Origin of the sequence: Streptomyces sp. HUAS 31 (assembly GCF_028198125.1) — a bacterium.
GTDB lineage: Bacteria > Actinomycetota > Actinomycetes > Streptomycetales > Streptomycetaceae > Streptomyces > Streptomyces chartreusis.
Map to the genome: position 1 here is coordinate 6,875,367 of NZ_CP116353.1, position 24,393 is coordinate 6,899,759.

The 24,393-nt window shown below is 70.4% G+C and carries 16 protein-coding genes; 10 read left to right on the top strand and 6 right to left on the bottom strand.

Features of this window, described 5'->3' with window-relative positions:
* Positions 1-219: 219 nt before the first annotated feature.
* The gene (gene gabT / locus PGH47_RS30765; RefSeq protein WP_271666072.1) at positions 220-1,554 is read right to left on the bottom strand and encodes a 4-aminobutyrate--2-oxoglutarate transaminase; all 1,335 of its coding nucleotides are present in this window, start codon (positions 1,552-1,554) and stop codon (positions 220-222) included.
* A gap of 284 nt (positions 1,555-1,838) precedes the next feature.
* On the opposite strand from gabT, the gene PGH47_RS30770 reads away from it, so the two are divergent.
* Together PGH47_RS30770 and PGH47_RS30775 are read left to right on the top strand one after the other, a co-directional pair.
* Positions 1,839-4,259, top strand: a complete 2,421-nt coding sequence (locus tag PGH47_RS30770; RefSeq protein ID WP_271666073.1) for an ATP/GTP-binding protein — start codon at positions 1,839-1,841, stop codon at positions 4,257-4,259.
* A 166-nt stretch (positions 4,260-4,425) separates the two neighbouring features.
* Positions 4,426-6,102, top strand: coding sequence for a PucR family transcriptional regulator (locus tag PGH47_RS30775; RefSeq protein ID WP_271666074.1), 1,677 nt, complete (start codon positions 4,426-4,428; stop codon positions 6,100-6,102).
* A gap of 12 nt (positions 6,103-6,114) precedes the next feature.
* On the opposite strand, the gene PGH47_RS30780 is transcribed toward PGH47_RS30775, so the two are convergent.
* From PGH47_RS30780 to PGH47_RS30790, 3 genes are read right to left on the bottom strand one after another with little or no spacing between them, the layout of a single operon-like run.
* Entirely contained in the window at positions 6,115-6,495 is a 381-nt protein-coding gene (locus PGH47_RS30780; protein ID WP_271666075.1) for a PLAT/LH2 domain-containing protein, read from the bottom strand.
* A gap of 26 nt (positions 6,496-6,521) precedes the next feature.
* On the bottom strand, positions 6,522-6,803 hold the full coding sequence (locus PGH47_RS30785; RefSeq protein WP_271666076.1) for a hypothetical protein: 282 nt from the start codon (positions 6,801-6,803) through the stop codon (positions 6,522-6,524).
* A 13-nt stretch (positions 6,804-6,816) separates the two neighbouring features.
* Positions 6,817-7,194 (bottom strand): hypothetical protein, encoded by a 378-nt coding sequence (locus PGH47_RS30790; RefSeq protein ID WP_271666077.1) that lies wholly within the window; start codon positions 7,192-7,194, stop codon positions 6,817-6,819.
* 393 nt (positions 7,195-7,587) lie between these two features.
* Between PGH47_RS30790 and PGH47_RS30795 the strand changes: the two genes are divergently transcribed.
* Positions 7,588-9,033 carry an aldehyde dehydrogenase family protein gene (locus PGH47_RS30795; RefSeq protein ID WP_271666078.1) on the top strand — a complete coding sequence of 482 codons (1,446 nt, stop codon included), beginning with the start codon at positions 7,588-7,590 and terminating at the stop codon, positions 9,031-9,033.
* Between the two features lie 135 nt (positions 9,034-9,168).
* Here the strand turns inward: PGH47_RS30795 and PGH47_RS30800 are convergent, their stop codons facing one another.
* Positions 9,169-12,006 carry a glycoside hydrolase family 3 protein gene (locus PGH47_RS30800; protein ID WP_271666079.1) on the bottom strand — a complete coding sequence of 946 codons (2,838 nt, stop codon included), beginning with the start codon at positions 12,004-12,006 and terminating at the stop codon, positions 9,169-9,171.
* A 177-nt stretch (positions 12,007-12,183) separates the two neighbouring features.
* On the opposite strand from PGH47_RS30800, the gene PGH47_RS30805 reads away from it, so the two are divergent.
* The 7 genes from PGH47_RS30805 to PGH47_RS30835 all read left to right on the top strand — a co-directional run bounded on the left by PGH47_RS30805 (position 12,184) and on the right by PGH47_RS30835 (position 23,149).
* Positions 12,184-13,881 carry an extracellular solute-binding protein gene (locus PGH47_RS30805; RefSeq protein ID WP_271666080.1) on the top strand — a complete coding sequence of 566 codons (1,698 nt, stop codon included), beginning with the start codon at positions 12,184-12,186 and terminating at the stop codon, positions 13,879-13,881.
* Positions 13,882-13,907: 26 nt separating this feature from the next.
* Positions 13,908-14,951, top strand: coding sequence for an ABC transporter permease (locus PGH47_RS30810; protein WP_271666081.1), 1,044 nt, complete (start codon positions 13,908-13,910; stop codon positions 14,949-14,951).
* A complete protein-coding gene (locus tag PGH47_RS30815; protein WP_271666082.1) occupies positions 14,948-15,883 on the top strand; it encodes a carbohydrate ABC transporter permease in 936 nt (311 codons plus the stop codon). Before PGH47_RS30810 ends, PGH47_RS30815 begins: the two co-directional genes overlap by 4 nt.
* 91 nt (positions 15,884-15,974) lie before the next feature.
* Positions 15,975-18,161, top strand: coding sequence for a WD40/YVTN/BNR-like repeat-containing protein (locus PGH47_RS30820; RefSeq protein ID WP_271666083.1), 2,187 nt, complete (start codon positions 15,975-15,977; stop codon positions 18,159-18,161).
* On the top strand, positions 18,161-20,140 hold the full coding sequence (locus PGH47_RS30825; protein ID WP_271666084.1) for a beta-galactosidase: 1,980 nt from the start codon (positions 18,161-18,163) through the stop codon (positions 20,138-20,140). Before PGH47_RS30820 ends, PGH47_RS30825 begins: the two co-directional genes overlap by 1 nt.
* 5 nt (positions 20,141-20,145) lie before the next feature.
* A complete protein-coding gene (locus PGH47_RS30830) occupies positions 20,146-22,383 on the top strand; it encodes a glycosyl hydrolase family 95 catalytic domain-containing protein (RefSeq protein ID WP_443048567.1) in 2,238 nt (745 codons plus the stop codon).
* 49 nt (positions 22,384-22,432) lie between these two features.
* Positions 22,433-23,149 (top strand): glycoside hydrolase family 12 protein, encoded by a 717-nt coding sequence (locus PGH47_RS30835; RefSeq protein ID WP_271666086.1) that lies wholly within the window; start codon positions 22,433-22,435, stop codon positions 23,147-23,149.
* 35 nt (positions 23,150-23,184) lie between these two features.
* On the opposite strand, the gene PGH47_RS30840 is transcribed toward PGH47_RS30835, so the two are convergent.
* Entirely contained in the window at positions 23,185-24,360 is a 1,176-nt protein-coding gene (locus PGH47_RS30840) for a sulfotransferase family protein (protein WP_271666087.1), read from the bottom strand.
* Positions 24,361-24,393 lie beyond the last annotated feature (33 nt).

Here is a 24,393-nt window from a genome sequence, read left to right on the forward strand (position 1 = left end):
CCCCTCTGGACGGGGTGTATCTCTCATCTGGTTAGAACCTACGGCAGGGCGAAGGCGTTAGACAGACGGAATCGCGTCCTGACATCCACCTCGCACACCTTCTTCACACGCTCTGACTAACGCGGCCCCGGCCCCGGAATCCCGGGCGTCGTCAGCGCTGGGGCGCCTGGGGTTCCCGGGGCGGGAACCCCACGTCCCACCAGTGGTTTCGCTGTGACCTCAGATGCGGGCGAAGGCCTGCTCGATGATGTCGAGACCCTCGTTCAGCAGGTCCTCGCCGATGACCAGCGGCGGCAGGAAACGCAGCACGTTGCCGTAGGTGCCACAGGTAAGGACCAGCAGGCCCTCGGCGTGGCAGGCCTTGGCGAGCGCGGCGGTCGCCTCCGGGTTCGGCTCCTTGGTGGCCCGGTCCTTGACCAGCTCGATGGCGATCATGGCGCCGCGGCCGCGGACGTCGCCGACGATGTCGAACTTCTCGGCCATGGCGCCCAGGCGGGCCTTCATGATCGCCTCGATGTTCTTCGCCTTGGCGTTGAGGTCCAGCTCCTTCATCGTCTCGATGGAGCCGAGCGCACCGGCGCAGGCGACAGGGTTACCGCCGTACGTGCCACCGAGGCCACCGGCGTGCGCGGCGTCCATGATCTCCGCGCGACCGGTCACGGCGGCCAGCGGCAGACCGCCGGCGATGCCCTTGGCGGTGGTGATCAGGTCCGGGACGATGCCCTCGTCCTCGCAGGCGAACCACTGGCCGGTGCGGCAGAAGCCGGACTGGATCTCGTCGGCGACGAAGACGATGCCGTTGTCGGCGGCGAACTGGCGGATCGCGGGCAGGAAGCCCTTGGCCGGCTCGATGAAGCCGCCCTCGCCGAGCACCGGCTCGATGATGATCGCGGCGACGTTGTCCGGGCCGACCTGCTTGGTGATCTGGTCGATGGCCTGCGCGGCGGCCTCGGGACCGGCGTTCTCCGGACCGGTCGGCCAGCGGTAGCCGTAGGCGACCGGGACGCGGTAGACCTCGGGCGCGAACGGACCGAAGCCGTGCTTGTACGGCATGTTCTTCGCGGTCAGCGCCATCGTCAGGTTGGTCCGGCCGTGGTAGCCGTGGTCGAAGACGACGACGGCCTGCCGCTTGGTGTAGGCGCGCGCGATCTTGACGGCGTTCTCGACGGCCTCGGCGCCCGAGTTGAACAGCGCGGACTTCTTGGCGTGGTCACCGGGCGTCAGCTCGGCCAGGGCCTCGGCGACCTCGACGTACCCCTCGTACGGCGCGACCATGAAGCAGGTGTGGGTGAAGTCCGCGAGCTGGGCGGACGCCCGGCGTACGACGGCCTCGGCGGAGGCGCCGACGCTGGTCACCGCGATGCCGGAACCGAAGTCGATGAGCCGGTTGCCGTCGACGTCCTCGAGGATGCCGCCGCCCGCGCGCGCGGTGAAGACGGGCAGCACGGAGCCCACACCCTGCGCGACCGCGGCGGTACGGCGGGCCTGCAACTCCTGCGACTTCGGACCGGGGATGGCGGTGACGACGCGGCGCTCCTGCGGAACTGCGCTCATGAGGGGCTCCTGGGGGTTTTGCTGACGCTTGTCTTGTTCTTTTCTCGCAGGCTAGGGCGGGGAGTGGGGGGTGGGCATGCTCCATGTGGGCGTTGTCAGCGACGTCGGTTGTCCGTGGTGGACATAGCGACGCGGACGGGCCCGGCACCGGCCACGACGAGATCCGGATCATCTCGGTCCGCTCACTCGGCCGTGTAAGCGGTGAACTCCCCAGGAGAGGGCGTTAGATTGACTCGCTGATGGTGGATGGCACGGATGGAACGGCTGGTCAGGGGGCAAGGGCGATGGACAGCGACGGGACGCAGGACGCGCGGGGCACACACGCGAACCCGGTGCCGCGTCCGGCGCCGCCTTCGGACGCGCCCGCGGTGCCGCCGCGGCCGCCTCGGGAACCGTGGGTGCCGCGACGGCGCGACGGCCAGGGTGAGACCGTCGCGGCCTGGCTTGACGAGGACCGCCCGGAAGCCAGGCCAGGCATCTGGCGCTTCGGCTACCGCATTCCGAAGGCGGGGCGAAACGCGGAGCGGCTGGCTCCGGTGACCGTCGTGGGCATGCTGATTCCGCTCGTCGTGGGGCTCCTGGTGTGGTCCCTCTGGCGGCGCGGCGCGATCCCGTACCAGTACTCGATCCTTCGGCTCTTCACCCCTGACAACTGGTGGTGGGGAGGCACGCTTGCCTCGCCCAAGGAACTGGAGGGGCATTCGATTCCGGTACCAGGCGAAGAGGCGCTACAGGTATACAACGGTCTCTTCTTCGCCCTGCTCGTCTACGCTGTGGGCCGGCTCGGCGGCTGGCCGGCCGCCGTCCGCCATGTGGTGGGGCACAAGCCCCCACCCGTCCGTGCCCTGCTCGCCGCTCTCGGTGCCCTGGTCACTCTGAGCTTCGTGTTCCCGGACGCCTTCCCCGGCGTCGGCTGGGAGCCCTTGCCACTTGTCAACCCGCTGTTCTCCCTGATCGCACTGATCAGCGACGGATACGGGATCTACGAGTCGCCGTTGGTCACAGATGGGCTCTACGCTCTCATCACCTTGATCGTCCTGTGGCCCTTCGCCAGGCTGGGCGGCTGGTGGTCTCTGGTGCGGACCTGGCTTGCCGCCCGCGGCCGTGTCGAAGCGGAAGGGGATCCGTCCGCAGTCGAGGTGTCCCGTGCTCGCTGGCCGGAGCTGCGGCAGGTGGGGCAGCACCAGGCTGCCGACGTGCTGACCGCCGAAGTACTTGCCGGGCGGATGAACGATGTGGACTGTGCCCGCATCGACTACACCTGGGCGAGGGCCAGGGCCATGGGCCAATTCTCCGGCTTCACGGATACCGTGTTGCGCCAAGGCGCTGCGGCGTTCGCCCATCCCTCGGGTTCCCGGGACCTCCACGGCCGCACCGCCCGGCACGACCTGCTCACAGGACAGGTGCGCATCGGCCAGTGGGTGGCATCCGAGCGCACCCCGCCGGTCTACGGCGGCGTCGGCGCGGCCGTCGGGCGGGAGACACTGGGTACCTCGATGCTGGTGGTCGGACCGTCAGGCGCCGGTAAGACGCGGCACGTGATTGCCCCGGTGGTCGAGTCACTCGCGCTGCAAGCCCTCACCGGCCAGTGCGCCGTCGTCGTGGTGTGCGGTGCCGGCACACCGGTCGGGCCGGACGCGTCGTACGACGTCGTCGTGCGCATCGGCGACCCCGGCTCCGTGCACGACCTCGATCCGTACGCGGACTCCGACAACCCTGACGAGGCGGCCGGATTCCTTGCCGAGGCGCTGGCGGGGGACCTCGATACCGTCAGTGCCGAGCGTGCGGTCACCGCTCTGGCTCAACTCCTGGGCCCTTACAGTGCCGCGCACGGGCATTTTCCTGCCCTGCCCGTGCTCCGAGAGCTTTTGGAAGGGCAGCCGACAGCTCTCTCCGACCTGCGCCGCAGGCTGGCCGGCGAACAGCACGCGGCCATGCGCCGTGAACTGGAGGCGCGTGCACGGCAGACCGGTACCTCCGGCGACCCGGGTCCGGCGCTCGCCGATCGGCTCGCTCTGTTGGATCGGCCGGCTTTCGCTGACTTCTTCGGCTCGGGAGGCGACACGATCCGCCCGTTCTCGCTGCGTGCCGTCGCACACCACCCCCTTCGCGTTCGCATCGATCTGCCCGAGCACGGCCACGAACAGGCCTCGCGCCTGGTCGCCCGGATGGTGCTGGCGCAGTTCGCGAGTGTTGCGCGCGAAGGCTCACGCGACCACCTCGTCAGCCTGGTCCTGGACGATGCGACCGGCGCCATCACACCTACGTCGCTGCGGCGGATCCAGGGGCTGCGTTCGCAGAACGCCGGTGTCGTACTCGCCCTGCGCACGGTCTCCGATGTGCCTGAAGCCCTGCATGGGCCGTTGTACGCGGCAGTTGGCTGCCGGATGGCCATGGCCGGGGTGACGACGTGGGACGGCAGCCGGTTCGCCGACGCCTGGGGAACGGAGTGGGTCGAGACCGAAGATGTCGCCCGGCATACAGTCTTCGCCGACCAACCGATGACTCGAGCGCTGCACGCCCTGCGCAAGCTGGTCACCGGCAAGGCAGTCACCACCGAGGCGGTCACCGTGCGGCAGGTCGAGCGGGAGCGGTGGTCGGCGTCCGAGCTGGCGCACGGGGTGCCGCCCGGGCATGCCGTGCTCTCGCTCACCAGCGTTCAGGGCGAGCACGCGCCGCCGCTGCTGGTGGATCTGCGGGGCTGACCTGGGTATCCGGGCAGCAGGCCACGCGGGGACCGTACGGTGAGGCAGAATCGACACAGGTCGTTCATACACGGCGGCCAAAAGATCACAGAGATCGCACAGATCCTGCCGGCGATCACTGGGATCGAACCGACGATCACCGAGATCACACCGACTTGAAGGCCGCATGCCCCCCACGCTCTCCTCGCTCGTCCACCACTCCGCGCTGAAGCTGACCGTGCGGGCGGGCGAGGACCGCCTGGACGTGCCCGTGCGCTGGGCGCATGCCAGCGAGCTCACCGACCCCGTGCCCTACATGGAGGGCGGGGAGCTGCTGCTGATCACCGCGCTGAAGCTGGACGCCGAGAACCCCGAGTCGATGCGGCGCTATGTGCGGCGCCTGGTGGGCGCGGGCGTGGTCGGGCTCGGCTTCGCGGTCGGCGTCAACTACGAGGACATCCCCGAGGCCCTGGTCGAGGCCGCGGCGGCGGAGGACCTTCCGCTGCTCGAGGTGCCGCGCCGCACACCCTTCCTCGCCATCAGCAAGGCGGTCTCCGCGGCCATCGCGGCGGACCAGTACCGCGCGGTGACGGCGGGCTTCGCGGCCCAGCGGGAGCTGACCAAGCACGCCCTGACCGACGGCCCCGAGGGGCTGCTGTCCGCGCTGGCCTCGCAGGTGGACGGCTGGGCCGCGCTGTACGACGCCTCCGGTGCCGTCGTCGCGACCGCGCCCGAGTGGGCCGGGCGGCGGGCGGCACGGCTCACGGCGGACGTCGAGCGGCTGCGCGAGCGGCCCGCGCCGGCGTCGTCCGTGGTGGGCGGCCCGGAGAACGAGGACCGGGTCGAACTGCACAGCCTGGGCACCGGCCGGCGCCCCCGGGCGGCCCTGGCCGTGGGAACGGCGACCGCACTCGGCACCGCGGAGCGCTACGCCGTCCACTCCGCCATCGCCCTGCTGACCCTGACGACCGAGCGCTCCCGCTCTCTCCAGGCCGCCGAGCAGCGGATCGGGGCGGCCGTGCTGCGCATGCTGCTCGCCGGCCAGCCGGACCATGCCCGGGCCGTGGCCGGGGGACTGTACGGCGGGCTGCTGGACGCGCCCTTCCGGATGATCGTCGCCGAGTCGGCCTCGGTGTCGGCGGCGCGGGTCGTGGACTCCGGGTCGCGGGTGCCGCTGACCAAGGCGTCCGCCGCGGTGCTGGTCGCGGCCGGCGAGGCGAACGGCGATCCCCTGGGCGCGCTCACCGAGGTCGTCGAGTCCGCGGCGGCCCGCGCCGGGGAGGCGGTGCTGGTGGTGCCGGAGGGGGAGGGCGAGAGCGCGCGGCTGGTGGTGCTCGCGGCGGACGGCGGTGCGGCGGTCTCGGCGAGCGCGGAGTACGCGGCGGCGCTGGAGGCGACGCGCGTGGGAACCGTGTCGGAGCAGCCCGGGTTCATCGACGACGAACTGGTCGTCGGGCTGTCGGCGCCGGCCGGGCCCATCGCCGCGGCGGCGGCGTACAAGCAGGCCGAGCAGGCGCTGTCGGTGGCCCGGCGGCGCGGACGGGTGTTCGTGGAGCACGAGCAGCTGGCCGCGGGGTCCGTGCTGCCGCTGCTCGCGGACGACGCGGTGAAGGCGTTCGCCGACGGGCTGCTGCGGGCGCTGCACGAGCACGACGCGACGGGCCGCGGCGACCTGGTGGCCTCCCTGCGGGCATGGCTGTCCCGGCACGGCCAGTGGGACGCGGCGGCCGCGGACCTGGGAGTGCACCGGCACACGCTGCGGTACCGGATGCGACGGGTGGAGGAGATCCTCGGCCGCTCACTGGACGACGCGGACGTACGGATGGAGCTCTGGCTGGCGCTGAAGGCGACGTCGACGGAGTAGGGGCCGCGTTGTTCAGGACGACTTGAGTAGCCGCATCGTCTGGCCGTCTCCGACGTCGGCCGCCAGCCACTGACCGCAGGGGAAAGCGAATTCCTTTCCCGTCGTGTCGTCCCGAATTAGAATGCGATCGAGGAACCAGCCTGCGTAGCGACCCGACTCGTCCTGCCTGACGCGCACACTCTGGATGTCGCCCAGGGGGGAGGTTTCCAAATTGAAGATGTCCGTCTTGCCCTTCTCGAAGTTGTCCTCCGAGTTGTCGAGCAGGCGCTCTCCACTGTTCATGGGCTGTCCTTGCGGGTCCTGACCGTAGAGCGTGATGTATACGTTTGCGTCGGTGCCCGCGTAGTCCGCGGATCCCGTCACCGTAGTCACTCGGTAATTGGTTGCCGGCATTTCCTTGTCTCCCTCTGCGAGTGTGATCAGGACGGGGTTGCTTGCTGACAGGTCTGTGGACTTCCGATCCTTCCGAACCAGTGGGCAAAACCGGCCCAGTTGAAGTGGATGTCAATCCCCTCGGTTCCGGTGTTCATCCCTATGACAGCTTTGTGCAGGGCGATGCCGGATCGGACAAGCGAGCCGAAAGGCTCGGGTATTGCGAGCAGTAGGGTCTCGGCCTCCTTGCTGCCGCGTGCGACCGCGCAGCCCTCGTCGCGGTTGAGGTGCAGGATGAGGCCCCAGTAACGTGGTTCGACGCTTGCCATCACCGCTCCCTGGTCAGATGTCCTTGGCGCTGGGCCGCGGCGAGATCCGCCCGGTCTCGTCGATTGCTATGCGGCCTGCTCGAAGCAGATTGTTGAGCTCTTCCACGGAATTCGAGAGGTAACGAGCGAGCTCGGGGTTCAGGCTTTCGGGAGGTGACCAGTGGACTGTGTTGTCTCGGAGATGGGCGTTTCCCAGGCGGGACAGGCGAGCGTCCAGCTCTTTTCCGCCGGTGCCATCGCTCGTCCGTGACCAAGCGGATTCCACGCGTTGCGCATCGGTTGATATGGAGTGAATTCGCTGAGGCGATTGGTGTTCGTCGCCGACCTCGGATGACAGTTCGATCTTTTGTTGTCGACGGGAGTCGATCGGAATTTTCCCCGATCCGTCCATGGCGCCCCCTCAGTCCATCGCGGGTCTGTGGATGCATACTCCTGGTCGGCAGGCGGGCGGAGCAAGTCCTTCATGGGGGGATATTTTCTACGGTGGGCGGTACGGAGCAGATTTCAGACGGAGTGAATGGAAGAGGGAATGGGGAATTAGGAGGTCATTCGGTGCTCGCGTCATTTTCCGCTGCCGGGCGGGCGGTCGTGCAGCAGGGCATGTCCGGGGGAGGGTGAGGCGCCGCCTGCGTCCGCCTTCGCGACCTACCAATCCGGCGCATCCGGGCGACTCAGTACTACGTCCCGGACAAACACGTCTCGTGGTCCACGCCCCTACCGTGGACCACGACACACAGGACACTCAACGCGGAAGGGCCGGGAAATCGAGATGCCAAAGGAAAATGTGGCAGCCACCCACGCCTTCTGGCTTGCCGGCCGCCAGGTCACCGGCGAGGACAGCTTCGATGTGACCTCCCCGTGGGACGGGCGGGTCGTCGGCAAGGTCAGCGTGCCCACCGACGCGCAGATCGAGGGGGCCGTGGCCGCCGCGTACGCCGTCCGGGACGAGTTCGCCGCGACCCCGGCGCACGTGCGGGCCGCTGCCCTCGACCACGTCAGCCGGCGCCTCGTCGAGCGCACCGAGGAGATCGCCCGGCTGATCTCCGCCGAGAACGGCAAGCCCATGAAGTGGGCCCGGGGCGAGGTCGGCCGTGCCGTGTCCGTGTTCCGGTTCGCGGCCGAGGAGGCCCGGCGCTTCAACGGCGGCGAGGCCCAGCGCCTCGACACCGACCTCGGCGGCCAGGGGCGCCTCGCCTTCACCCGGCGCTTCCCCAAGGGCGTCGTCCTCGGCATCGCGCCGTTCAACTTCCCGCTGAACCTGTGCGCCCACAAGATCGCCCCGGCCATCGCCGCCGGCGCGCCGATCATCCTGAAGCCCGCCCCGGCCACCCCGCTGTCCGGCCTGATCATCGGTGACCTGCTCGCCGAGACCGAGCTTCCGGCCGGCTCCTGGAGCATCCTGCCGGTGCCGAACGACAAGATGCCCGCCCTGGTCCAGGACGAGCGTCTGCCGGTCATCTCCTTCACCGGTTCCGAGAAGGTCGGCTACGCGATCATGGACTCGGTGCCGCGCAAGCACTGCACCCTGGAGCTGGGCGGCAACGGCGCGGCGGTCGTGCTCGCCGACTTCGCCTCCGACGAGGACCTGGACTGGGCCGCGACCCGCATCGCGACCTTCTCCAACTACCAGGGCGGCCAGTCCTGCATCTCCGTGCAGCGGGTGATCGCGGACGCCTCCGTGTACGAGCGGCTGCTGCCGCGCATCGTCGCCGCCGTCGAGAACCAGGTCACCGGTGACCCGGACGACGACGCCACCGACGTCGGCCCGCTGGTCAGCGAGGACGCCGCCAAGCGCGTCGAGACGTGGGTGGACGAGGCGGTCGCCGCCGGCGCGGCCCTTCTCACCGGCGGCAAGCGCGACGGTGCCTCCTACGCGCCGACCGTGCTCACCGACGTACCGGCCGACGTCACGCTCTCCTGCGAGGAGGTCTTCGGACCCGTCCTCACCGTCCAGAAGGTCGACGGGGAGGCCGCCGCCTTCGCCGCCGTCAACGACTCCAAGTACGGCCTCCAGGCGGGCGTGTTCACCCACGACCTCCAGACCGCCTTCCGTGCCCACCGGGCGCTGGAGGTCGGCGGTGTCGTCGTCGGCGACGTCCCGTCCTACCGCGCCGACCAGATGCCGTACGGCGGCGTCAAGCAGTCCGGTGTCGGCCGTGAGGGCGTGAAGTTCGCGATGGACGACTACACCTACGAGCGCGTGATGGTCCTCACCGGCATCGCGCTCTGAGCAGGTTCGCGAACCACTCTGGCTTGTGACAATCATTTTCATGTAGAGTGGTCCCGTATCCCGGGATGGAAAAGGGCCCGGCACCGATGCCTTCCGGTGCCGGGCCCCTTCCGTGTGTCGGCCTGGTCCGGACCCTCAACCGGAGAAGCCGACGTGCGCGAGCCGCAGCGGGCCGCGCAGTCCGATACGGACGTCGCGGACGCCCTCGGCGACGATCCGGGCGGTGAGCGTCCGGTAGTCGTACGGGCCGGACCCGGCCGACTTCGACGTCAGTACGGCCGACACCTGACCGCCGGCCGGCGACACCTCGACCGTGCCCTCGCCCGCCACGGTCACCGTCACCTCGGTGGCACCGTCGCCGAAGTCGCAGTCCCGGTAGAGCAGTTCGCCGGAACCGCCCTCGGTCGCCGTCACCGCGTCGCCCGAGCTCTTCGTGCGGTCGACGATCGCGACGCCGCTCTGCTCGTCGAAGTCGGCCGCGGGCAGGCCGCGTCGGAGGACGGGGCGCGGGGCCGCCGGCTCGCCGTCCAGGACCACTGTCGTCCGCAGCCGGACGTCCTCGCCGGAGGCGCCGGCCAGCACCTCGTACGCGCCCGGCTCGCGGCGCCAGCCGTCCCGCGCCACGTCCCAGAAGTCGAAGGCGGACAAGGGGACTTCGAAGGCCAGCTCCCTGCGCTCGCCCGGCTCCAGGCGCACCCTGTCGTGTGCCAGCAGCTCCCGGCGCGGGCGCGGCACCGTCGGATCCACGGCACGGAAGTAGACCTGGGCCACCTCGTCGGCCGTCATGTCCCCGGTGTTCGTGACCGCGAAGGCGACGTGCAGGGAGTCGTCCGCCGTGCGGGTGGCGAGGTCGGCGTAGGAGAACGACGCGTACGACAGGCCGTGGCCGAACGGGAACAGCGGGGTCCCCTCGAAGTACAGATAGGTCTGGCGGCCGCCGATCACGTCGTAGTCGAGGAGGTCCGGCAGGTCGGCGTCGTCGGCGTACCAGGTCTGCGGGAGGCGGCCGGCGGGAGAGACGTCGCCCGCCAGCACCCGGGCCAGGGCGGTGCCGGCCGCCTGGCCGCCGTGGCACGTCCACAGAACCGCCGGGAGGTCGGCGGGGTCGACCGCGTACGGGTACGCCGACGCCAGCGCCAGGACCGTGCTCGGGTTGACGGCGCGGGCGGCGCGCAACAGGCGCTCCTGATGGTCGGGGAGGGCGAGCGTCGAACGGTCCTCGGTCTCGCGGCCGTTGATGTGCGGGTCGTTGCCCGCGACCACCAGGACCACGTCGGCCCGCGCGGCGACCCTGGCCACCGCGTCCTCGCCGCGCTCGACCACGATCAGCTCGAAGACTTCCGGGTCGGCCTCGGCAACCCGCACCCCGTCGGCGGCGACTGAGACGTGGTGACCCGTGCCGATGTGCCTCAGGAGGTGTCCGTTCGCGTGCGGTTCCAGGCGGAACGTCTCCTGGACGACCCAGCCGCCCGGCTGGTCGGCGGAGGCGCGGACCCGGCCGTCCTCGGCGACCGAGAGATAACGCCCGTCGGGCGCGCGCAGGGTCAGCACGCCCTCGCCCCAGTCCACCAGCGCGAGTTCGGTGCCGTCCGGGCCGGCGGTCAGTGCCGGCAGGTCGGTACGGCCCGCCAGCAGCGCCGGGTCGAGCGCGCCCCCGGCGCCGCGCACCTCGTCGCCGGCGTCCGCCTCGGGGACGTGCAGGAAAGCGCCCGCCGAGGTCTTCAGCAGGACGCGGTCGACGCCCTCCGCGAACTCCACGCGCTGCGCGCCGAACCGCTCGTAGACGCCCTCCAGTGGCGTCGAGCGGTGGATGAGGGTGCCGCTGTACCAGTCGAGCTTGCACTCGTCGGCGAGCAGGCCGACCACCGCGAGCCGGGTGTCGGGTGCGAGCGGCAGCAGGCCCGCGTCGTTCTTCAGCAGCACGACCGCCTGCTCGGCGGCCTCCTGGGCGAGGGCCCGGTGGGCCGGGGTGTCGAAGTCCCCGGTGAGGGCGTACGGGTCGTACTCGGGGTCGAACTCGCCGAGTCGGAAGCGGACCGAGAGCTGTCGGCGGACGGCTGTGTCGAGGTCCGCCTCGGTCAGCAGGCCCCGGTCCAGGGCGCCGCGGACACGGGCGGTGATCGGCGAGCTGTCGGTGCCGTGGTCGGTGAAGCTGTCGACGCCGGCCAGCAGGGCCGCGGCCGTGGCCTCCTCGTGGGTGTCGAAGTAGTGCTCGGAGTCGACCAGGTTGGAGGGCGCGCCCGCGTCCGAGCAGACCAGCAGGTCCTGATCGGTCCAGGTGCGAAGGTGCTCCCGCAGATACGGCGAGACATGGTTGGGGCGGCCGTTGACCAGGTTGTACGCAGGCATCACCCCGGCCGTCGTGCCCGCCTCGACCGTAGCGCGGAAGGCGCGCAGGTCGTACTCGTTGAGCACGCGCGGGCGGACCGAGGAGGACGTGACGTCGCGGCCCGTCTCATTGTTGTGCGCCAGCCAGTGCTTCAGCACCGGCGCGGTGCGCCAGTACGTCGGATGGTCGCCGCGCAGACCGCGGGTGTACGCGGTGGCGATGGCGGAGGTGAGGTTCGGGTCCTCGGAGTAGCCCTCCTCGCCACGCCCCCACAGGGGGTGGCGCAGCAGGTTGACGGTGGGGGACCAGACGTTGAGGCCGACGCGGTCGTCGCGGGCGCGCATGGCGCGGGTCTCCTTGGAGACGGCCTCGCCGATCCGCCGTACGAGGTCCGTGTTCCAGGTCGCGCCGAGGCCCACCGCCTGCGGGAAGACGGTGGCCGGGCCCATCCACGCCACACCGTGCAGCGCTTCCTGGCCGGTGCGGAAGGCGGCGATGCCCAGGCGCTCGACCGCGGGCGTGAACTGGTGCAGGAATCCGATCTTCTCGTCGAGCGTGAGCCGCGACAGAAGGTCGTCGATGCGCTTCGCGAACGGCAGTCGCCGATCGCGGAAAGGCGGCGTGTGCGGGGTGTGTGCGGTCACGTGGGGATCCCCTTGTGATGGATCGGCTCGGCGCTTTCGAAGCGCTTCGATGCTCTTTCGGTCGGAGGGTGGGTGTCAAGACGCCTAGAGGAATCTTGGAATCGACTCTTGTGCACCCCTGGGCGTTCACTTAACCTCGCTGCAACATCGAAGCGCTTCGACAGTGGGGTTGACGCAATGACGCCGAAAGCCGCCTCCTCCGCCTCCTCCGGACCGAGCCGGAGAAGCTTCCTCGCCTCCACGGCGGTCGCCACCGCGGCGGTGGCCGGCGGGATGCCGCTGCTCGCCGCCTGCGGCGGTTCGGAAAGCGGTTCGCGTGAGGGGACCACCTCGGGCAAGGACGCGAAGAAGATCCTTCCGACGTACGTGGCCGGCAGCGTGGTGACGCCGGACATCCCGTCGAAGAACGGCTCCTCGAACGGCTTCACCGGCAAGCTGGACATCGCGGACCTGAAGACGTCGGTCGCCAAGAAGCTCGGCAAGGGCGGCAAGGTCACCGTCATGTCGCCGTTCTGGGGCTCACCGCCGAAGGGGAGCAACCCCTACTACACGGCGATGAACGACCTGATCGGCGTCGACGTCCAGTGGCAGAACCAGGACGGCAACACCTACGACCAGAAGCTCGGCGCGGTCCTCGCCTCCAGCGACGTACCCGACATCGTCGTGGTCCCCGGCTGGAACATGGGCGGCAAGATACCCAGCGCCATCATCAGCAAGTTCGCCGACCTCGGCCCCTACCTCTCCGGGGACGAGGTCAAGGAGTACCCCAACCTCGCGGCGATCCCGACGGACGCCTGGCAGCGCTCCATATTCGGCGGCGCGCTGCGCGGACTGCCGATGCCGGCGTCGTACGTCACCAACATCGTGCCCCTCTACCGCCAGGACGTCTTCGAGAAGGAGGGGTACCAGGTCCCCGCCTCCACCGACGAGTTCCTGGCGCTGGCGAAGGACATCACCAACGCCAAGGCCAAGGTGTGGGCCTGCGGCGACATGAAGTGGACCGCGTTCAACTCCTTCGGCGTGCTGTCCGGTTCGGAGAAGCCGCTCGGCTGGAACCTCGTCGACGGCAAGCTGGTCTACCGCATCGAGACCGAGGAGTACCTGGAGGCACTGGAGTGGACGCGCAAGCTGTTCGCGGCCGGCGTCGTCCACCCCGACTTCAAGCTCGGCAAGAGCCAGGCCACCGACCCGCAGACCAAGTTCGCCGCCGGTGAGTTCCTGATCTACAACAACGACATCTCCAGCTGGTACGGCCTCACCGCCTCCCAGGCCACCCAGAACCCGGACTTCAAGGTCTCCGGCATGGACATCTTCGGTACCGGCGGCAGCGGCCCCATCCCGTGGGCCGCACAGCCCGCCGGCATCTTCGCGTTCATCAACAAGAACGCCTCCGAGGCCGTGGTCCGCGACGCGCTGGCCGTCGCCAACGTGACGGCGGCGCCGTACGGCACCAAGGAGTACATGCTCACCAACTACGGCGTCGAGGGCACCCACTACACCCTCAAGGACGGCGTCCCGGTCAAGACCGACCAGGGCAACAACGAGGTCCTCAACGCCTACGTCATGGTCGCGAGCCCGGCCTCCACCCTCGCCCACCCCGACTTCCCGGACATCGCCAAGGCGCAGGTCGAGTGGCAGCAGCGGATGGGCGCGCTCACCAAGAAGTCGTCGTTCTGGGGCATGCAGATCACCGAGCCCGCCCGCTACACCAACCTCTCCAACGACTTCGAGCAGTTGGAGGACGACATCGTCCGCGGCCGCAAGAAGATCGGCGACATGCAGCAGGCCGTCTCCGACTGGAAGAGCAAGGGCGGCGACAAGCTCCGCGACTGGTACAAGAAGATCCTCGACGAGAACGGCAGCGCGGCCAACTGATCCGGGTTCGAGGCAAGGAGAAGGCCGTGTCGCACAGCACGGTGCCTAAGAGCAGGACCGAGGCGAAGAGGAAGACCCCGCGGGAGGAGACCCCGGTGGCGTCCGGCGACGCCACCGGTTCCCCGGCGAGCGGCCGGTCGGGGAAGCTGAGCCTGAAGGTCAGATTCCGGCGCGATCGGGTGCTGCTCCTGATGACGTTGCCGGCCGTCGTGCTGGTCCTGCTCTTCAACTACGTACCGATCCTCGGCAACGTCGTCGCCTTCCAGGACTACGACCCCTACATCAGCGACAACGGCGTCGTGTCCATCCTGAACAGCCCCTTCGTGGGCATGGAGAACTTCCAGCGGATCTTCGAGGACTCGGCCTTCTGGAACGCCGTCCAGAACACGCTGATCCTGTTCTTCCTCCAGCTCGTGCTGTTCTTCCCGATCCCGGTCCTGCTCGCGCTGCTCATCAACAGTGTGGTCAGACCCCGGATACGGGCGGTCTCACAGGCGATCCTCTATCTGCCGCACTTCTTCTCCTGGGTGCTGGTCATCGCCGTCTTCCAGCAGCTGTTCGGCGGCGCCGGGATCTTCTCCCAGCTGCTGCGGCAACACGGCTACGACGGCCTCGACTTCATGACCGACCCGAACACCTTCCCGCTGCTCATCACCGCGCAGAGCGTGTGGAAGGACGCCGGCTGGGGGATCATCGTCTTCCTCGCCGCGCTCGCCTCGGTGCCGCCCGACCTCTACGAGGCCGCCGCGATGGACGGCGCGAACCGCCGGCGCCGCATGTGGCACGTCACCCTTCCCGCGCTGCGGCCCGTGATCGCCCTGCTGCTGGTGCTGCGGGTCGGCGACGCGCTCACCGTCGGCTTCGAACAGATCCTGCTGCAACGGGACATGGTCGGACCGGGCGCCGCCGAGGTCCTCGACACCTTCGTCTGGTGGAACGGCGTGCGCAACCAGGACTTCGGCTACGCGGCCGCCGCCGGCCTGGTCAAGGGCGTCGTCAGCCTCGGACTGGTCCTCGCCGCGAACAAGGTGGCCCATCTCATGGGCGAGCAGGGGGTGTACAAGAAGTGACCGCCGTGATCGACAAGACGGTGCGCGCGCCCGGCCGTTGGGCGGCGCCGCCCCGGCCGAGCTGGGAGGAGGAGCCCTCCAGGGCCGGCCTCGCCGGCAAGGGGCTCGCGCTGACCTTGGCCTGCCTCGGGATCCTCTTCCCGCTGTGGATCGTCGTCGTGACGAGCCTGTCGTCGAGGAAGACGATCGACGAGGCCGGCGGTCTGGTGATGGTGCCGAAGGACATCACCTTCATCGCCTACAAGGAGTTGCTGAGCGGCGGGCAGGTCACACGCGCGGCCGTCATCAGCGTCCTGGTCACCCTCGTCGGCACGCTGTTCTCGATGGCCGTGTCCGTGCTGTGCGCGTACGGGCTCTCGCGGACCGGGTCGCTCGGGCACCGCTGGATCCTGCTGACCCTGCTGGCGACGATGTTCTTCAGCGCCGGGCTCATCCCGACGTATCTGCTGGTGCAGACCCTCGGGCTGACGGACTCCTATCTCGCGCTGATCCTGCCGAGTGCGGTGAGCGTGTTCAACATCCTCGTGCTGCGCGGGTTCTTCATGGGGATCTCGCAGGAGCTCATCGACAGTGCCCGCATCGACGGCGCCGGGGATCTGCGGATCCTCTGGCAGATCGTCATGCCGTTGTCGCGGGCCGTCATCGCGGTGATCACGCTGTTCTACGCGGTCGGGTACTGGAGCGCCTGGTTCAACGCCTCGCTGTACCTGAACGACCAGGACATGATGCCGCTCCAGAACGTCATGATCCAGCTCGTGCAGAAGCAGGAGGCGCCGGTCGGCCTTGGGCAGGCCATCAAGACGGGGCAGCTGTCGGGACTGGCCGTGCAGATGGCGGTGATGGTCATGGCGTTGCTGCCTGTCGCCGTGCTTTCTCCCTTTGTCCAGAAGCACTTCAAGAAAGGCATGCTCACAGGAGCCGTCAAGGGCTGATCGGCGGCTGCGGGTTGTTTGTGGCTGGTCGCGCAGTTCCCCGCGCCCCTTGGGTTCTCCAGTCCCCTCTTCCAGGAGTCGAGGTATGTCCATGCGTACGTCCCGACCCAGCAGACGTGTGGTTCTCGCCGGTGCCGCGGCGGTCGCCGGGCTCAGCACGGAGCCGTTGCTTTCGAGTACCGCCCAAGCCGCCGGACAGGCGTATCGCTGGCGCACCGTCGTCATGGGAGGCACCGGATTCGTCACCGGCGTGCTCTTCCACCCCTCCGTTCGCGGACTCGCCTACGCCCGTACCGACATCGGGGGCGCCTATCGCTGGGACGAACGGGGCGAGCGGTGGGTGCCGTTGACCGATCACCTCGGGTGGGACGACTGGAATCTGCTCGGGGTGGAGGCGATGGGGGTCGATCCGCAGCACCCCGAGCGGCTGTACCTCGCACTCGGCACCTACGCCCAGTCCTGGGCCGGCAACGGAGCCGTGCTGCGCTCCGAGGACCGCGGGAACACCTGGCGGCGCACCGACCTCGCCGTGAAGCTCGGGGCCAACGAGGACGGGCGGGGGTGCGGGGAGCGGCTGCTCGTCGATCCGCGCGACAGCGACACGCTGTGGCTCGGTACCCGGCACGACGGACTGCTCAAGTCGACCGACAGGGGGGCGAGTTGGCGGGCAGCGGATTTCCCCGCCGACCCGAGCGGCACCGGTCAGGGCGTCACCTTCCTCGTCGCCGCCGGCCGTGCCGTGTACGCCGGCTGGGGCGACTCCGACGGCACGGCGGCAAGCCCCAACCTCTACCGCACATCGGACGGCACGACCTGGGAGCCCGTCCCGGGCCGGCCCACCGGCACCGCCGCCAAGGTCCCCGTCCGCGCCGCGTACGACCGCCACACCCGTGAGCTGTACGTGACGTACGCCGACGCGCCCGGACCCAACGGGCAGGCGGACGGCAGTGTGCACAGGCTGCGCACGACGGACGGCGAGTGGACCGACGTCACCCCGGTCAAGCCCGGCGGCACCGACACCTTCGGGTACGGCGGGGTCGCCGTCGACGCCCGTCGCCCCGGCACCGTCGTCGTCTCCACCAACAACCGCTGGGCCGCCGTCGACACCCTGTACCGGACCACCGACGGCGGTCGCGGCTGGACGTCCCTGAAGGACACGGCCGTCCTCGACGTCTCCGAGACGCCCTACCTGAAGTGGGGTGAGGACGAGCCCAAGTTCGGCTGGTGGATCCAGGCGGTCGCCCTCGACCCGTACGACTCCCGGCACCTCGTGTACGGCACCGGCGCGACCCTCTACGGCACCCGGGACCTCAGGCACTGGGCCCCGCAGATCCGCGGCCTGGAGGAGACCTCGGTCCGTCAGCTGATCTCGCCGCCGGCCGGGAAGGCGCGTCTGATCAGCGGCAACGGGGACATCGGCGTGATGTACCACGAGTCGCTCACCGCGTCCCCGGCGCGCGGCATGGCCGACAACCCCGTTTTCGGGACCGCCACGGGGCTCGCGCAGGCCGCGGCCAGGCCGTCGTACGTCGTCCGTGCGGGATGGGGCGACCACGGCAACGGTGCGTACTCCAATGACGGCGGGCGGACCTGGGCGCCCTTCGCGGCGCAGCCCGCCATCGCCAAGGACGCGCCCGGGCCGATCGCCGCCAACGCCGACGGCGGCGTGCTGCTGTGGTCCTTCGTGCACTGGGACGGCACTCCGTACGCGGCGCAGCGCTCCGCCGACAACGGCGCCACCTGGTCCGAGGTCACCACGTTCCCGAAGGGGGCCACCCCGGTAGCCGACCCGGTCGACCCGTCCCTCTTCTACGCCTTCGACACCGCGACCGGCACCCTCCACGCCAGCACCGACGGCGGCCTGACCTTCGCCGCGCGGGCCGGCGGGCTCAACTCGGGCGACAGGGAGTTCCAGCTGGCCGTGGCGCCCGGCAGGTCCGGCGACCTGTGGCTGAGCCTCAAGTGGAACGGGCTCTACCGCTCCACCGACGGCGGCGCGACCTTCACCAAGGTCTCCAGTTGCCGGGCCTCGTACACCCTCGGTTTCGGCAGGGCCGCCAAGGGCGCCTCCTACCCGGCGGTCTACCTGGTCGGCTCGACCGAGGCCATCACCGCCGTGTACCGCTCCGACGACGAGGCGAGGACCTGGGTGCGGATCAACGACGACCGGCACCAGTGGGGCTGGACCGGCGCCGCCGTCACCGGTGACCCGAGGATCCACGGCCGTGTCTACCTCGCCACCAACGGGCGGGGCGTGCAGTACGGGGAGCCCGCCTGATGCCGGACCTGAGCGACGCCACCCGCGGCCGTCTCCTCTTCGGCGGCGACTACAACCCCGAGCAGTGGCCCGAGGAGACCTGGCACGATGACGTCCGGCTGATGAAGGAGGCCGGGGTCAACTCGGTCACCCTCGGCGTCTTCTCCTGGGCGAGGCTCGAACCCCGGCCGGGCGCACGGGAGTTCGGCTGGCTGGACCGGCTGATGGACCTGATGCACGAGAACGGCATCGGCGTCGTCCTCGCCACCCCGACCTCCTCGCCGCCGCCCTGGATGGGCCGCCTGCACCCCGAGACGCTCCCGCGCGACGAGGACGGCCGGACCGAGTGGTGGGGCTCCCGCCAGCACTTCTCCCACTCCAGCGCGACCTACCGCCGCTACGCCGCCGCCATCACCGAGGACCTCGCCGCCCGCTACGCCGGCCATCCCGCGCTGCGGATGTGGCACATCAACAACGAGTACTGCACCTACGACTGGGGCGACGAGGCCGAGACCGCCTTCCGCGGCTGGCTCCGGGCCAGGTACGGCACGCTGGACGCCCTCAACCGGGCCTGGGGAACGGCCTTCTGGAGCCAGGGCTACGGTGACTGGCACGAGGTCCTGCCACCGCGCAGGGCGCACTACATGAAGAACCCCACCCAGGTTCTGGACTTCCGGCGCTTCACCTCCGACGCGCTGCTGGAGTGCTACCTCGCCGAACGGGACATCGTGGCCCGGCACACTCCGCACACCCCGGTGACGACCAACTTCATGGCTCTGTGGCAGGGTCTGGACGCCTGGCGGTGGGCCGGGCAGGAGGACGTCGTCTCCATCGACGTCTACCCGGATCCGAGGGACCCGTTCGGCGGGCAGTACGGAGCACTGGTGCACGACATGACCCGCTCGCAGGCCCGGGGCGGCCCCTGGGCTGTGATGGAGCAGGCCGCCGGGCCTGTCAACTGGCGCGGGGTCAACCACCCCAAGCCCGCAGGACTCAACCGGCTCTGGTCCCTCCAGGCGGTGGCCCGCGGCGCCGACGCCGTCTGCTACTTCCAGTGGCGCCAGTCCCGGCAGGGCTCGGAGAAGTTCCACTCCGGGATGGTGGGCCACGCCGGCGAGCGGGGCCGCACCTTCCAGGAGGTCAAGCGGATCGGTGCCGAACTCGCCCTGCTGAGCGGGAAAGTGGCGGGCACCCGCGTCGAGGCCGCCGAGGTCGCCGTACTCCTCGACTGGAACTCCTGGTGGGCGGGCGAGCAGGACGGACGGCTCTCCCGAGAGGTCGACCAGGCGCAGGTCGTCCGCGCCTGGCACCGCGCCCTGTGGGAGGCGCACACCGTCGCCGACTTCGCGCACCCGGAGCACGACCTGTCCGGCTACCGGCTGGTCGTCGTACCGCAGCTGTACCTGATGACGGACGCGGCGATCGACAACCTCGTGGCCTACGTCCACCAAGGCGGCACTCTCGTCGCCGGCTTCCAGACCGGCGTCGCCGACGAGGACGACCGGGTCCGCGAGGGTGGCATGGACGCCCGGCTGCGTGACCTGTTCGGCATCCGCGTGCTGCACGAGTGGTGGCCGCTGGACGCGGGGGAGACCGTGGACGCCGACGGATTCCGCGGCACGCTGTGGTCCGAGGAGATCGAGGCGGCGGACGACGTCGACGCCGTCACCCCGTACAAGGGCGGCGAGCTGGACGGGCTCCCGGCCATCCTGCGCAAGGGCCGCGCCCGGTACCTCTCCACCCTCCCCGAGCCGCACGTCCTGAGCGCGCTGCTCACCGAGATCGCCGCCGAGGCGGGCGTACGGCCGACCCTCGCCGGGCTTCCCGCCGGGGTGGAGGCGGTACGGCGGGGCGGCCTGCTGTTCCTGCTCCGGCACGGGCACGACCGGGTCACCGTGCAGGTGCCGGGCCGCCATCGAGACCTGCTGACCGGCGCCGACGTCACCGACTCGGTCGAGCTCGGTCGCTACGGGGTCGCCGTACTGGAGGCCGTCTCGTGAGCCTCGTGAGCGGACCCACGCACGGCACCTGGGAGCCGGCTCCCGCCGCCCGCTGGGAGGACGCCTTCCTGAGCGGGAACGGCCGGCACGGCATCATGGTGTTCGGTGATCCGAACGTCGACCGGGTCGTCGTCAACCATCACACCCTGGTCCGCCCCAACGGCGGCGAGCACGCCCGACCTCCCGCCCTCGCCGACGAACTCCCGCTGCTCCAGGACCGGTTGCTGGCCGGGGACGTCACCGCCGCCGAGACCTTCACCGACGGGCGGGAACTCCAGTGGGTGCAGCCCTTCCACCCCGCCTTCCAGATACGGCTGAACCGCTCGGCCACCGGGGTGCACGCGGACCACCGCCGCGAGGTCGACTTCACCACCGGAGTCTGCACGGCCGTGCGGGGCGCATGGCAGAGCGAGGCCTTCGTCTCCCGCGCCGACGACGTCATCGTCCACCGCGTCACCGAGCCCGGCCTCACCACCGAAGTGACCCTGGACCATCAACTCCCGGGCGCGCCCGGCAACCTGGCCGTCGGGCACGGCACCGTCCTCACTCCCGAGGGCGCACTCCTCACCCTCCGCGTCCGATATCCCGGCAGTGACCGTGCCTACACGGGCGTCACCCTCGCCGTCGTCACCGGCGGCCGCACCCGTACCTCACTCCCCGGCATCCGGATCGAGAACGCCGGCGCCCTGCTCCTCCTGACCCGGGTCCGGCGCCACACCGACGAGCTGGACGTCCTCGCCGAGGCGCGCGAGCTGCGCGCGCTCCTGCCCGAAGGCGCCGAGCAGGACCCCTACACCGTCCTCCTCGCCCGCCACCGGGCCCTGCACCGCCCCGCCTATCTCCGCGCCGGCCTCGACCTCGACGCGGACGACACCGAAAGGGCCCTGCCCGGCTCGGAGCTGGTCAGCCGTCCGAAGAGCGCCGCCCTCCTGGAGCGCCTCTTCGCGGCCGGCCGCTACCACCTGCTGTCCGCCTCCGGCATGCTGCCGCCGCGCCTCACCGGCCTGTGGACCGGCGACTGGAACACGGCATGGTCGGGCGCCTTCACCACCGACGCCAACCTCAACCTCCAGACCTCCTCGGCCGCGGCCGCCGCGCTCCCGGAGGTGACCGAGGCCCACGCCGCCCTCGTGCACGGGCAGGTCGACCACTGGCGCGACAACGCCCGCGCGATCTTCGGCGCCCGGGGCGTCGTGGCGCCGGCCCACACCGACGGCGAGTCCGGGCACGTCTACCACTTCAGCCGCGAGTACCCCCTGCACCTGTGGACCGCGGGCGCCGACTGGCTCCTCAAGCCCCTCGTCGACCACGACGAGACCTGGGGCGAGCGCGACCCGCGCACCGCGGCCGTCCTCGCCGAAGTCGCCCTTTTCTACGAGGCCTTCCTCACCCGCACCGACGAGGAAGGCCGCCTCGTCGTGGTCCCCTCCTACTCGCCGGAGAACCGCCCGGCCAACGCGAGCTGGGGCAGCGTCAACGCCGCCATGGACCTCTCGGCGGCCCGGCACGCCCTGCGCACGGCGGCCCGCTACCACCGGGGCACCCCCGAGGCCGACCGCTGGCGCACCCTCGCCGACCGCCTCCCGCCGCACCGGATCAACGCCGACGGCGCCCTCGCGGAATGGGCCGGGCCCGGCCTGGAGGACAGCTACGACCACCGCCACCTCAGCCACCTCTACGGCGTCTGGCCGCTCGACGAGATCACCCCGTACGACACCCCCGGCCTCGCGGCCGCCGCGCGGCGCGCCCTGGAACTGCGCGGCGCCGAGAACGACTCCGCGCACGGCCACCTGCACCACGCCCTGATCGCGGCCCGGCTCGGGGACGGAGAGCGCGTCGCCCACGCCCTCGACCAGGTCCTCGGCGGTGACTTCTTCCACGCCTCCCTGATGAGCGCCCACTATCCGCGCCGCGACGTCTACAACGCGGACGCCGCGCACACGCTGCCCGCCGTACTGATCGAGATGCTCGTGCAGTCGACTCCGGAACGGCTGGTCCTGCTGCCCGCGGTTCCGCGGATCTGCCCGCGGGGGCGGCTCAGCGGCATCCGCACCCGGTTCGGGGCGCGGCTGGATCTGGCCTGGGGCCCGGACGGGGCCACGGCCGTCCTCATGCCGACCCGCACCCTGCGCATCGAACTCCGGACTTCCCCCGGCGACGGCGACGGCGACGGCGATCGCGCCGCTCGCCCGCTCGACCTCGTCGCCGGAGAAGACCACGTCCTCAGCCTCGGGGCGTGGTGACCTCCCCGCAATTCCAAGGCAATTCCCCCCACCCATGGAAAGGGACACCATGGCAAGGAGCAAACTGCGCAAGATCGCCACGGCCGTGCTGGCCCCGGCGATGGCCCTCGGCGCCACCGTCGGCCTCGCGTCCGCCCCCGCCTCGGCCGCCGTCTGGAACACCTGCGACCAGTGGGGCAACACCAGCCTGAACGGCTACACGCTCTACAACAACATCTGGGGCTCCGGCGCGGGCAGCCAGTGCGTCTGGGCCAACTCCGGCACCAACTGGGGCGTCTGGGCGAACCATCCCAACACCGGCGGCATCAAGTCCTACCCGAACTCCAAGAAGGTGATCAACAAGACGATCGCCTCCCTCGGCTCGCTCACCAGCAACTACAACGTCACCGTCCCGTCGTCCGGCGCGTACAACACGTCGTACGACATCTGGGACACCGACTACGACTACGAGATCATGCTCTGGGTCAACCACAACGGCGCCGTCGGCCCGCTCGGCACCTCGCAGGGCAATGTCACCCTCGGCGGCCACACCTGGACCGTCTACAAGGGCAGCAACGGGGCCAACGAGGTGTTCTCGTTCCTGCGGACCTCCGACTCCAGCTCCGGGAGCGTCAACATCAAGCCGATCCTCACCTGGATCGCCGGCACCAAGGGCTGGATGTCCAGCAGCGAGACCATCGGTGACGTCCAGTTCGGCTACGAGATCACCTCGTCGTCGGGCGGCCTGGACTTCGTCACCAACAATCTGACCGTCAGCAGCAGCTGACGTGTCACGCGGCCGGGGCCGGCCCACGTCTCGCCTCAGGCGGGGTCGACCTCGGCCCGCAGCGCGTTGTAGTCCGCGAAGGCGGCCTCGACCTCGTCGCGGTCCAGGCCGTAGCGGGCCAGGTCGTAGCGGTGCGGGCGGGTGCCCTTCGGGCGGGCGACCACACCGGCTAGCCGGGCGGCCTCCGCTTCCGTCCATCGCGCGCCGACGGCGTCGTAGAGCTTGGGCGCACCGACGGCCGGCTCGGCGCCGAGCCAGGAGTACGGGGCGTCCACGACCGCCTCGCGGGGGAGCGCGGCACGGGCCGCGAGCCCGCGGCGCACGGCACGACCGAGCAGGCCGAACCAGGTGGCGCCGATGCCGTGCAGGTCGAGCGGGCGGGTGCTGACGGTCATGCCGTGCTCGATCAGGCTGCAGAACGAGGCCACGGCGGTGACCGGGTCACGGTGGCACCACACGAGCGTGGCGTCCGGGAACACCCGGTGCAGCGCGTCCAGGTTGCCCAGGTGCAGCGGGGACTTCAGGACCCAGCGACGGCGCGGACGGCCGTACTGGAGGACCTGGAACACCTGCTTGAGATACCGGTAGTCGTCGGTGAAGTCCCGCTCGCGGTACCACGCCGTGTACTCGGGGATCAGGGCCTGCGACAGCGGCATCAGGGCGTGCGGCAGGGCGAAGGTGCACTCCTCCGGGCCCTCGGCGGCCATCGGGTGGATGTCGCGGAAGCGCGGCGTGAACAGGTGGGTGCCCTGGACCATCCGGCGCCCGGCCGTGATCGCCCTGCGGCGCTCGCGGGGCGGCAACTCCAGGTCGGGGGAGAGCAGTTCCCACAGCAGCGGGCCGCGGTGCCCGGCCGACAGCGCCAGCACGGCGTGCGTGACCGTCGTCGCGGTACGCGGCAGGCCCACCACGAACACCGGCTTCTCGATCGGCTCCCGCTCGATCTCCGGGCGCTCGGCGATCAGCCTCCGGATCCTGGCCCGGTTGGCGAGATGCCGGCGCACGAAGACCTGCGCGGACTGCCAGCCGACCGGCGTGAGGTTGTCGGCCTTCGCCCACCAGCCCAGCAACGCCCGGAAGTCGTCGACGAACTGCCCGTCCCCCTTGGCCTCTCCGGTCTCCACGAAGATCCGGTCGGGACTGCGCCGGGAACCGAACGCCGGCCGCAGCAGCTGATTGGCCAGGGCGAGAGCGAGGGGAGGCGTGGACACGGGGCGACCCTATCGCGCTGAAATGACGTTGGC